This window comes from Variovorax boronicumulans NBRC 103145 (assembly GCF_001591345.1).
Lineage (GTDB): Bacteria > Pseudomonadota > Gammaproteobacteria > Burkholderiales > Burkholderiaceae_C > Variovorax > Variovorax boronicumulans.
The window spans coordinates 1-12,685 of the sequence record NZ_BCUS01000153.1; the positions used below are offsets into that span (position 1 = coordinate 1).

Consider the following 12,685-nt stretch of genomic DNA (forward strand, 5'->3'; position numbering starts at 1 on the left):
GCCGCCGCGCGTTCGCGCTGCATCGCCTCCTGCGCCGCGCCCACGGCCTGCGAGGCCGCCGCGCTGGCGTTGGTGAGCGCGCCCACGTTCACCGAGGCCACCACCGGCAGGCCGGCCGACTCGCCCTTGACCTGGATGTTGGCCGCGTTCACCACCTGCAGGGCCGCGAGGTTCACGTTGCCCGACACGCGGATGCCCGCCTCGCCCGCGTCGATGGTGCCCAGCGGCGCGATGAGGTCCATGTCGCCCGCCGGCACTTCGGCGATGGGCGCCAGCGTGGCCAGGCCGGCGCCCGAGCTGGGCACCTGCGACGACAGCTTCACGTTGCCGATGTTGTCGTACACGCGCTTGGGCGGCGTGTAGACCAGCGTGGTCTTGGAACCCCGGCCCGCGTTGATGTCGCCCTGCTCCGACCAGGCCAGCACGTCGCCGCCGAAGGTGGTCATCACGCGCGACAGGCCCAGCAGCAGGCTGCCTTCGCTGAACAGCTGGATGTGGCCCATGCCCTGCGTGATCACGCCCGCGCTGCCCGGCGGCACCGCGCCCTGCACGCCCACCACGATCTGCCCGCCCGGCGCCATCATCTGGATGTCGCCGCCGAAGTCGGTGTGCACGCCCGAGGGGCCGTACAGGATGATGTCGCCGGTGCGCACGATCTCCTGGCCCGCCGCGTCGAGGTCGGGGAACAGCGTGGCGATCATGCCGCGCCCGCGCAGGTAGCTGCCGTAGCGTGGGCCGTCCACGTCGTTGTACTCGCGGCCCCCGGCACGCAGCTCGGCGAAGTACACGCCGCGCAGGAACACGCGCTGCTGCTCGGGCGCCAGCGCCTTGAAGTACGCGAGCGCGCTGCCCGGGTCCTTCACGTCGACACTGGTGGCGACGAAGCCGTAGCGTTCCTTGAGCCATGCGGCCAGCTCGGCGTCGTAGGTCTTCACCACGCGGCCCGGCTGGCTCGCCAGCGACTGGCCGGGGCCCGACTCGGCGCGCTTCGCGGGGTCGAGGTAGCGGTCGGCGATGGCCGAGAAGTCCGGCCCGCCCACGCCCATCGGGCCCATGCCGGCCATCATCGCGATGCTTGCGCCGGGGCGCGTGTCGCCCTCGGCCAGCGCACCGCGGCTGACCACGCTGGCGCGGTCGTCCTGCGTGATGTGGCGGCCGGCCGACACCTCCAGCGTGCCGGGGCCCGCCACCTGCAGGTTCGCGTACAGGATGTCGCGCCCGGCCTGCACCAGCGACACGTCGCGCGGGTCGTTGTTCACGATCAGCGCCTCGGTGCCGACGATGTCGCGCCCGGCGCGGATGCGTGCCGGCGCGGCCGAGCGGTACCAGGTCTCGGGCGCGGGTTCGCCGCTGGCCTGCACCTTGCGCGCCGTGCCGCTGGCCAGGCCCAGGATGTCGCCGCGCACGGCGTAGAACAGCGAGGGCGGCGCATCGGCTGCGTGCAGCGCGCGGGGGCCCAGCGTGTCCGGCCCGAAAGCGAACAGCGGGTGGTTGTCGACCACCCCGTAGTTCGGCACGCCGGGCGATCCGACCATCGAGCCCTCCGGGCTGGTGTTGTAGACCACCGGCTGCTGGCGCGAGTTGTAGCCCACGAAGGCGGGCGCCCAGGGCGTGGGCAGCGGCGTGACCGCGCCCGACATCCCCACCGGATAGCCGCCGCCGAACAGCGAGTTGCCCGCCAGGAACTCGAGCGCGCCCAACGGCGAGGGCGCCAGCACCAGCGCACGGCCGGGCGCCTGCGTGGCGGGCGTGGCCGAGAAGCCGAAGTACAGGCTGCCCGAGGCCGCCGTCGCGCGCAGGATCGACGGGTAGACCGTGACGTTGTCGCTCATGTTGATGCTGCCCAGGTACCGGCCGGCGGCCTCCCGGTTCGCCAGGTCGGTGCCAGGCGTGAGGTTGCCGCCCGCGCTGAACAGGTTGATCGCGGTGCGGTCGGTCCACAGCGTGAACCAGCCCTGGCCGATGCCGTACTCGGTGCCGCCCAGCTTGAATGCCGAGCTGTTCGGCACCCGCGCGCGGCCCGCGTCGGCCACGCTGGTGAGCACCAGGTCGCCCGGCGTGTCCAGGTACATCGCCGAATCGCCCGGCACGAGCACGATGCCGGCATTGCCGACGCCGATGGTCGGGGTGAAGGGGTCGATGGGGCGCGTGTCCTTCACATCGCCCTCCTGGCCCGGCAGCGAGAACGCGTACTTGCGGTAGCGCACCTCGACGCCGCCGATGGCGGAGGCCGACACGGTGGCCGCGCCGCGCAGGTTGACCAGGGCGCCGTTGAGGTCCTGGTACTGCGTATTGGTGCCAGAGCTGCCGTACTGCGCCGCGGCCAGGTTCGGATTGACCACGCCGCCGATGCGCAGCTGCAGGTCGCCGCCGCCGGTGAGCGTCAGTTGCCCGTTCGCGTCGACGCGGCCCGTGCTGCCGACCGCCGCCACGATGGCCTCGCTGCGCTGCCAGACCTGGCCGTTGCCCAGCCGCGTGGTGAGGCCCGCGTCGCCGCCCGCGCGCAGCGTGAGGTTGCCGCCGCCCAGCGTGCCCATGCCGGTGAAGCCCACCAGGAAGGGCTCGGGGCTGCTGTCGGTGCTGACCTGCGCACCGGCCGGCAGTGCGTAGGTGCCGAAGTTGATCCACCACGACGTCGCGATGCGGTCGCTGCCGGCCAGGGCCGTGCCCGAGCCCTGGCGCCACAGCCAGCTGCCCACCGCGGCGCTCGGCGCCTGTCCGCGCTCGCCCCCGAAATGACCCCAGACGTCGCCGACGACATTGCCACCCACCGTGATGTCGAGGTTGCCGCCCTGCTCGGGGTACCAGGCCTGGTAGGCCGCGAGCGCGGCGCTGTAGTCCGCCGTCTGCGGGCCGATCACCGAGCCGCCGACGGCCTTGCCGCGTGCGAGGTTGAAGGGGTCGAGGCCGTTGGCGTCGAGCAGCGGCGCCGAGCGCGTGCCGGCCGTGTAGACGCCGAACGGCGACTCCATGACGAAGTTGCCCGCCGCCGCCAGGCCCAGGTCGCCCGTGCCGGTGCGCAGCACGCTGAACATCGGCGACAGCGGCGTGTACTTGGTGACGTCCTTGACGGGGTTGATGACCGTCGTGCAGATGCCCGGCCCCCACTCGCAGATGGTGACGTATTCGGGCAGCACCGGCGTGCCCTCGACGAAGCTCGGGTCCCAGTCGTCGCCGTTGGGGCCCCAGAAGTAGGAAAGGCGCGCCGGGTCGACCACGCAGGTGCCCTCACCACCCCAGTCGCAGTAGCCCGCCTCGAAATCCAGCGGGTCCATCGGCGTTCCCTCGTCGTGGCCCCACATGGGCCCGTTCGGACCCCACAGGAAGCCGCTGCCGCCCGGCGTGAGCTTGACGTTGTACATCGCGTGGCTGTCGGCCAGGATGAGCGCGCCGTGCTTGGCCGGATCGACCGCGCGGCGGTCGGCCGAGTCCAGGTCGGCGCCGGCCGTGAGCTGCAGGCTCCAGCTCGTCGCGCCCTGCCCCAGCATCGGCGCCACGGCCCAGTTGCGGCCCTGCACACCGTCGACTTCGGGCCGCAGGTTGACGGCCGCGTCGTTCGGCAGCTGCACATCGGTCAGCGACGGAATCACCGCGCCGCGCGCCAGCGCGATGGTGCCGTCGGCCTTCATCGCGACCGGCAGGCGCACGCCCTTGGGCCACACCATCGCCTGCACGCTGGCCTCGGCGCGCAGCGCAGTGCCCGCGCCCAGCTTCATGCCGCTGTCCAGCACCACGGCCTCGCCCAGCACCGTGCCGGCCTTCAGCCGCACGCTGCCGTCGGCGTTGTAGACGTTGGCGCGCAGCACCGTGCCGGCGGGCAGCGTGTAGGCCGCGCCCAGCGTCACGGTCACCGGCAGCACCGTGCCGGCCGGCAGCGCCATGGCTTCGGCGGGCACGTCGTAGTTCAGCAGCGCGTCCTTAGGAAACACGGTGCCCTTGTCGAGCACCACGCCGTCGATCGGCACGACGATGTCGCCGCCGTCGGGCGTGAACGGCGTGCCGAACTTCGTGCGCTGCTCGGTCAGGTACCAGCCCTTGTCGTCGGGCGTGGCCGGCGGCGGCGCGAAGCCGTCGTTGATGCTGCCGTACACGTTGAGGTTGCCGCCCGCGCGGATCACCAGCACGCCGGGCTCGCCGAAGCCGCGCCGCGCCGGGTCGGTGCGGTTCGCGCCCGGGCCGTAGCGGTAGCCCGAGAGGTCGATGTCGCCGACCACGCTGAGGTCGCCCTCGCCGGTGCTGCTGACGATCTCCACGCCGGGGCGCAGGTGGTAGCTGCCCAGGCCCGCCAGGCGCGCCGAGAGCGAGGTGTTGGCCAGTGCCTTGTCGATGAAGGCGCTGCTGTGGCCGTCGATCTCGTCGAGGTACTTCTGCGTGATGAGCTGCGGCACATGGCCCGTGACGTCGGGCGCGCTCGCCAGCGGTGCGTCGCTGTAGGTGCGGAAGGCGTTGACCGCGATGGTCTTCGCGCCCTGGATCGCGGGCGTGCCGGCGACATTCACCGCCACGTCGTTGTCGCCGCGTCGCGGCGCGTTCAGCGCGAGCGTGCCGCGCGCGATGCCGTCGTTGCCTTGCGCCGCGCCCACGGCCGTGCCGGCACGCAGGTCGATGGCCGCGCCGCCGCCCAGCGTCAGCGTGCCGTGCGTGCTCGTGAGGTCGACGATGGCGCGGTTCGGGCTGTCGATGATCTTGCCGTAGCTGTCCACGCGCAGGCCGGTGGCGTGCGCGTCGAGCGTGCCGTTCACCGTGAGGTCGCCCTTGGCCGCGAGGCGGATCGCGCCCACCTGGAAGCCGCTGGCGTCGATGCGGCCGTTCACCGTGAGGCTGCCGCCGTCGAGCGTGACCTCGACCACGCGCGCCTTCACTTCGTCGCCGATGGCGAGGTCGCCTTGCTTGATCTGGAAGCGCCGCGCGCCCGTCACGCCGCCTTCGTTCAGGCGCGTGTTCAGGCCCGCGAAGTCGGCCACGGTCTGGCCGCGCACGCTGATCTCGGCCGCGTCGTAGGGCACGATGGTGCCGCCCGCGTCGTACGTGCCGCTCGCGGTGCCGAGGATGCGTCCGCCCAGGTCGATGCGCCCCGCGCCGGCGCCCAGCGCCGTCGCCTGCAGCGTGCCGCCGCGGTTGTGCGTGGCCGACAGGTCGATCACCGAACCCGCCGCCTGCGCGATGTTGCCGGCCGTGCTCGTCACCTCCAGGTCGCCGCCGCGGCTGTAGCGCGTCTGCTCGAAGAACTTCACGGCGCGGCCCGCGAGGTCGATGCGCGACGCGGCACCCAGCGTCACGTCGCCGCTGGCCGTGAGCTGCAGCTTGCCCGAGGGCAGGCCCACCGTGCCGTCGATGGTGATGTTGCGACCGGTGAGCGCCAGCTGCGCGCCCAGCGCCGCGTCACCGGCGGGCTGCGCGCCTGCCGGTGCGCTCACCACGATATCGCCGCCCGCCGTGATGCGGTTGTTCGAGCCGGCCTCGCCGGTGAGCAGCGGGGTGCGCAGGTTCAGCTGGCCGCCCGTGTGGTCGTAGCCCTTGCCCGTCACGTACGCGCCCTGCTGGTGGTACACGCCCAGCGTGCCCTTGCCGTTGGCGGTGATGCGCTCGCTCGCGTTCAGGTTGACCGTGCCGAAGCCCAGCGCGAGCCGGTCCGCCGAGTAGCCCGCGTCGGGTTGCGTGTTGGGCGCGTGGCCCAGCACGATGCGCGCGGCCGACACGTCGAGCGTGCCGTGGCCCAGCAGGCTGCCGATGGCGCCGCCCGGTGCGTTCCCACCGGGAAAGATCTCGTCGTTGCCGGGCGGGCGCGGCGTGAGGCCGGTCCAGATGAATTCGCCGGTCGTGATCTTCGCGGTGTCGCCCGCGCCGCCGTAGCCGTAGATGGCGGGCGTGCCCAGCACCAGCCGTTCGATCGACGACACGCCGGTGGCGGGGTCGAGCGTGTCCAGCGACACCGCGCCGTAGATGTTCACCGACTCGCGCGCGTTCAGCACCAGCGTCTCGACCGCGGGCACGCCTTCGCCCTTGTTGCCGGCCAGCAGGTTCGCCAGGATGACCTGGTTCATCGACAGGCCCGACGGCAGCTGGCCGTTGGCCGCCGCCTGCTGCAGCGCCGCGTCGCTGCCCAGGTTGACCGAGGACACCGCCAGCAGCAGGTTCTTCGCGCCGTAGCGCACGTTGTCGGCCATCGTGAACGAGCGGTTGGTGGCCACGGCCAGCGTGCCCTCGCCGTACAGCGTGGTGTGGCCGGTGCAGGCGCCGCTGGGGCACGCGCCGATCTGGACCGTGGCGGGTATCCCCCCGGCGACGGGCGGCAGCAGGTTGATCCAGCCGTTCGACAGGCCCAGCACCCCGCCCAGGCCCGCCGAGAACACCACGCCGTCGGTGGAATCGTAGGCCGGCGCACCGGCGCCCAGCGTGTTCAGCGACGCGCCCTGCTCCACCTGGATGCCGTCGCCGTAGCCGCCGGCCACGAGGAAGATTTCGGCGCCGCGCAAGGTCGCGCCGCTGCGCACGACGACATGGCCGGTGTTCGACTTGAAGGTCGCGTAGTTGTCGGCATACGGCAGATCGATCTGGCCGCCAAGGATCATCCGTGGCGCACCGAAGGCGTTGAGCTGGTCGGCCTGCAGCGACGCGCCCGTGAACCCGGCCGTGCGCTGCGCACCCGGTGCCGTCACCTCGATGGCGATGCCCTTCGCCGACAGCGTGCCGCCGAAGCCCGCGCTGCCGGCCGCCGGGTTGAACAGCGCCGTGCCGTCGAACTGCAGCATCGACACGCCGTCCTTCGGCTTGGAATAGAAGTAGTCCAGCAGCAGGTTGCGGGCGTCGGCCGCGATCTCGCCGCGCACGCCGCCGCGGCGTGCCGCGTCGGCCACCACGAAGGCGTCGTAGCCCATCTCGTTGTAGCTGGCGTGCTGCTTCACCAGCGCCGCGGGCGTGACGACCAGCTGGCTGGCCAGCGACGACTTCACCGCCGTGTTCGCCACGCCGAGGTAGCCGCTCGCCACGTACGAGCCGTAGCCGGCCGGCAGCGGCGTCGCGGGCAGCGCGCTTTGCGCCCCCACTTCCACGCGGAAGGCACCGGGCAGCAGCGCGTAGGTCGAAGGCAGCAGCGTGTAGGTGCCGGCCTTGAGCCCGCCCACGTCGTGATCGAGCGTGACCTGCCGGCCGATGGACGGTTCGCCCGCGCCCGCGTCGGGCGACACCGGCGCGTAGCCGCCCTGGAAGCCCGGCACGATGGCGTACACGCCGTTGCCCGCCTTGCTGAAGGTGTTGGCCGGATTGGCGTTGGCCAGCGGCGTGCGCAGCACGTCCACCGAGCCGCCGCGACCGCTGACGAAGCCCGCGCCCGTGAGCTCGCCGCCGCCCGACAGGTCGAGCAGCGCGCCCTGGTGCCCGACCACGCTGTCGCCCGTGAGCAGGATGCCGCTGCTGCCGATGGCGCGCTTGTCGATGGGCGCGCCGGCCACGCTGTAGCCGATGCCGTCGGTCGTGCCGCCGTAGGGCATGAGCAGCCCTGCGCCGCTGACCGAGGTGATGCTGCCCGGCAGCAGGTCGACCACGGTGGCGCGCGCCTCGAAGGTGCTGCGCCCGTCTTGCCCCACGATGAGGTTGCCCAGCGGCGCGCGCACGATGCCGCCCTGGCGCACCGTGCCGCCGCCGAGCGCGAGCGTGCCGAATGCCGACTGCGGCATGGCCACGTCGCCCTCGACCTGGCGACGGATGTCCAGCACGCGGCCCTCGTCGTAGCCCGCGCGGATCTGCGCGTTGGCGCCGGTGGCGGGGTAGATCTGCGCGGCGGTGAGCGTGAGGTCGCCCAGCGTCGCCAGCTCGGTCGTGGTCGCGCCGAGCAGGCCGAGCGTGGGCGAGCCGCCCAGCAGGCGCAGGTCGCCGCGGCTGGTGATGCTCACGGCGTCGAAGCCGCGGCGGTCCACCACCTGCGCGGGGCCGGTCTTCATGGCGATCTCGCCGTGCGCGCCGAAGCCCACGCGGTCGCGGATGTCGATGTGGTCGGCCTCGGCGGTGAAGGCGGCCTCGCTCGCGCGGGTCGATGCGCCGTGGCGCCAGGTGGTGGTGTAGATCACCTCGTTGTCCTGCTTGGGCGCACCGGTCACGCCGGCCAGCCGCAGGTAGGACGAGGCGAGCCGCACGCTCGAATCGGTGGCCGCGCTGTCGGCCAGCGCGAAGCTGCCGGCGTACAGGCGCAGGCTCTGCGCGGTCGTGAGGTCGACGTGGCCGTCGAAGCTCAGCAGGCCGTTGACCAGCAGCGAGAGGTTGCCGAAGCCGCCGTCCCGCACCTGGTCCGCGCTCAGGCGCCCCTTGCCGTAGGCCAGTGCCGCATCGGCATGGCCCGGCTTGAGGGTGGCCGGCAATCCGCTGGGCTGCTGTGTCTGCGAGATCACCAGCTCGCGCGCCTGCCGCACGGCGTCGTCGACGGTGTAGATCTTCGAGAACACCGGCGCTTCGAGCGCCACCGCGAGCGTGCCGCCCGCCGCATTCGCGCCGCCCGCGTGGGCGCGCAGCGTGCCATCGAGGTACAGGCTGTGCGCCGACTTGAGCACGATGCTGCCGCCGTCGCTGGCCACGTCGAGCTCGCGCCACAGGCCGCCGGCCGCCGGCACGTCGATGCGCGCATGGCTGCCCGAGGCATCGAGCAGCGCGCCGGGGCGGATGACGATCGCGAGGTCGGGTGCGTTGGCCGCGCCCTTGGCTTCCCAGTCGAGCCCGCCGCCGATGGAGATGGTGCCGCCGTTGCGCACCGTGCCGTAGCGGCGGCCGTCGTCGTCGATGCCGGTCTGCGCGCGCGCCGCCACGTCGAGCACCGCGCCCTCGCCGATCCACACCGAGCGGTTGTGCGGCTGCAACGACGTGCTCAGCGGCGAGTTGAAGGCCGGCGCCTCGATGTCGATGGCGATGCGCCCGCCCCAGGCGTTGAGCCGGCCATCGACCACGAAGCTGCTCAGGCCGCCGCCGAGCAGCTGGATCGAGCGGCCCGGATCGACCGTCACCACCGCGCCCGCGCCGATGGCGATGTTGCCGCCTTCGGTGATGCGGCGCTGCGAACGCAGCACGAGGTCGGCGCCCTGGCGCTGCACGGCCTGGCGGTTCACCGTGTCCTGCTGCAGCAGCGGCGGCGTCCACAGTTGCAATGCGATGCCGCCTTCCTGGTCGGCACCGGCCCCGGGCGCGATGCGGTAGACCGGCATGAGCACGTCGAGCTGCGCGCCCGGCGCGACCGTGAGGCCCGCATGGCCGTTGAAGTCGTAGGTGGAAAAGCCCGACTGCAGGCGCGACGCGTCGAGCACGAGCTGCGTCGCATCCGACAGCGCCGGGTCGGGACCGATGAGCAGCGCGTGGCCCGTTTCGATCTTCAGCGTGCCGCCGCCGTTCACGCCATGGCCGCGGATCTCGCCGCCGAGCGACAGGCGCCCCTTCGCATCGGTGGGCGACGCGGCCGAGTCGGCCACCAGCGTCACGTTGCCGCCCTTGCCGCCCTTCTGCTTGCCCTTGGCCAGCAGCGCCGCACCCGACGACACGTCGATCAGGCTGCCCTGCCCGATCGTCACGCCGTGCGTCGATTCGAGGCGCACCGTGCCGCCGTCGATGACCGCGAGCGTGGCCGAGTCTTCAGGCGCCGTGCCGATGTCGACGCGGCGTCCGCGCAGGTCGAGCGTGACGCCGTCGCGCACGGTGAGCGACGAATCGGCGTCCTTCGCCAGCACGCGCGGCTGGGCGCCCGCCACCGGCGACATGAAGACATTGCCGGCTTCCAGCGCGCCGCCGCGCACCGTGACGTCGGCGCCGATGTCGATGAACGCGCCGAGCAGGGCCATGCGCCCGCCGTCGGCCAGCGTGAGCGCCTTCTCGACGTTGATGCTGCCGCGCGTGCCGATGTCCAGCACCGACAGGCGCTGCGCATTCAGGTGCGCCGCGTCGAGCCACAGCGTGCCGATGCGCTCGTCGGCCAGTGCGTCGGCCGCGGCCATCTGCTGCGTGACCGGTGCCACCTCGCCGAAGCGCACGTCGGTGTCGAACAGGTCGATGCGACCGAGCGCGCCGTAGCGCCCCACCGCCAGCACGCCGCCGCGCGCCACCGCCGTCTGCGACTGGCGGTAGCCGTCGTCCAGCGCGGCGTCGCGTGCGCGTGTCTGCTGCGCGCCGTTGAACACCTCGGCCACGATGTCGCCTTCGAGCACCGCCGTGGGCGCGCTCACCACCAGCCGGCCGGCGTCGCGCCCGACGGTGTAGCCGTTCTCCAGCTTGCGCTGCGGCCCGATCAGCGGGTTGTAGAAATAGTCGGTGTTCGCCTTGCCCCAGCGCACGTGCTCGGCCTCGAAGCCCTTGTAGACGCCGTCGTACAGCAGGTCCGACGGCGCGCTGTTCAGGTTGTACAGCCGCCCGTCGTTGCCCTTGAGCCAGGTCTGGTAGATCTTGCCGGTCTGCACGTTGAGCGAGCCACCCGACAGGTTGACCGTCGAGCCCGCCTGCGTGACCACCTCGCTGCCGCCCAGCACCACCGTGCCGCCCTGCGCGGCCCATTCGCCGATGCCGTGGCCCTGGTTGCCCAGGTAGCCGCCGACCTCCAGCAGGCCGCCCGCCGCGTACCAGCGCTCGCCCTCGTAGCCGCCCACGCCGGGCGCCACGCGCACGAGCTTGCGCCGGTCGATCCACACGTCGTTGTTGAACAGCTTGCCGCTTTCGCGGTTGCGCGGGGCGTCGCGCATCTCGTTGCCCTGCACGTTGACCTTGACGTTGTTCGATTCCATCGTCACGTTCACGCCCACCGCGCCCGACACATCGAGGCGCGCCTTGTCGGCCACGAAGCTGCGGCGCGTGGCGCTGGCCGCGATCTGCCCGCCGGTGGCCAGCGTGAGCGACTCGCCCTCGAAGCGGATGTCGCCGCCCGAGACGATCTCGATGCGCGACTGGTCGCGCCGGTCCGACAGCCGCGAGAGGTTGTCGAAGAGCGCGGGCGGCACGAGCGCGCGCGCGGCGTCCTGCGCGGCCGATTCCTTGAGGAGCGCGTCGCGCTGGCTGTCGAGCGCACTGGCCTTGCCGTCGTCCTCGATCAGCACGGCCGTGACCGCGCCCTGGCCGACGGCCACGTTGCCGCGCGTGTCGGCGGCCGAGTTCAGCAGGTGCACCGTGCCGCGCACGGAGACGGTGGAGGTGGCCAGCGCCACGCCGTCCTGGCGCACGTCGCGGCCCGCCAGCGTGATGTCCCCTTCGCGCGCCACGATGAGGCCGGTGTTGCGCACCGTGCCCGCCGTGCTGTCGGCCGCGAACTGCGGCGCGATCTCGTTGCCGCGCGTGGTCGAGAAGGCGTTGGCCTCGGTGCCCATGCCCTTGCGGATCACGAAGCTGTCGCCCGCCGCGAGCTGCGCCTGGCCCTTGCGCGCGGCGATCTCGCCGGCGTTGGCCACTTCCTTGCCCAGCAGCAGCACGTAGCCGCCGCCCTGCGTGACGGAGCCGGGCTCCTTGGTGGTCAGCCGTGCGCCGGCCTGCACCTCGACCTTGCCCTGGTCTTCTTTGCGCGTGGTGAAGCTCGGCGCGGTGTCGTTCGAGTAGATGCCGCGCGCCTTGAACTGGTCGTCGCCGATGTGGGCGGCCGCCGCCACGAGGTTGCGCGTGTCGGTCTGGCTGCTGCCGCTGAACACGATGCCGTTGCGGTTGGCGATGAGCACCGTGCCGTCGGCCTTGATCTGGCCCTGGATCTGCGACGGCCGCGCCTTCGGGTCGTTCACGCGGTTGAGCACGGCCCAGTCGGCCTGCTGCTTGAAATCGACCGTGGTGTTGCGCCCGACGTTGAAGGTTTCCCAGTTCAGGATGGCCTTGTCGCCGGTCTGCTCCACGGTGACGACGGTGCGGCCGTCGACCTGTTTCTGCGAATCGCGGTTCAGCGCGCGGGCGTTGAGCCAGCCGGCGCTCAGCGAATTGGTGTCGACCTTCAAGCCGCCCTCGGCCAGGCCGTCGGGCACCGAGGGATCGTTCTGCGCGGCGGCGCGTGCGGCTGCCTGCGCGGCCTGCTGTACGGCAATCGCCTGCGCCGCGAGGCCCAGGTTGCCGAGCGACTGGCGCAGCTGCTCGTTGGCCTTCTGCTGCTGCGCCAGCGGGTTCGTCAGCATCGAGGCCGGCGTGCCGTTGGGCAGGTAGCCCGTCGCGGCGGCCGTGCCCTGCGTCACGTTCTTCTGCGCCATCCACGCGGCGCTGAAGGCGCGCTGCGCCTGTGCATTGCCCGCCAGGCCCGCCATGGCCAGCGCGAGGGCGGCGGCGTGCGCGACCGGCGCGCGGCGGAATGTCTTGTTGCTCATGTCATACCCCAGAGAAAAACCGTTCTGGAGAAGAGACCGGGCTCACCGGATGCGACCGACACGCGCGCTGCAAAAGTTCGGGAGAATTTGCGAACGAAGACGACGCACTGCTTTTTTCACAGCCGCGTCACACAGCGCGGCTAGCCCAGCAGCACGATGCCGGCGGGCAGGCTCGTGAGCTTCGCGCCGTAGCTCACGGCGATCAGCGTCTCGACATGCGGCAGCTCGTCCAGCCGCAGCCGCGCCTGCACCTTGCGGCGGCCGAGTTCGGCGCGCGTGACGATGAGGCGGCCCGGCCGGTAGCGGTTGATCTCCTCGACCACGGCCGCCAGCGGCGTGTCGTCGAACACCAGCACGCGCTCGCGCCAGGCAGTCACCGCCGCGAGGTCGGG

Annotated in this window: 1 protein-coding gene and 1 pseudogene; both read right to left on the bottom strand. The window is 72.3% G+C overall.

All coding sequences use genetic code 11. From position 1 onward, the window contains the following. Nucleotides 1–12,293 (bottom strand): filamentous hemagglutinin family protein (locus VBO01S_RS28230; RefSeq protein WP_062481618.1); only part of this gene is annotated, 12,293 nt, incomplete at its 3' end. Nucleotides 12,294–12,433: 140 nt separating this feature from the next. Beyond that, nucleotides 12,434–12,685, bottom strand: a pseudogene (locus VBO01S_RS28235) (FecR family protein); the annotation flags it as partial.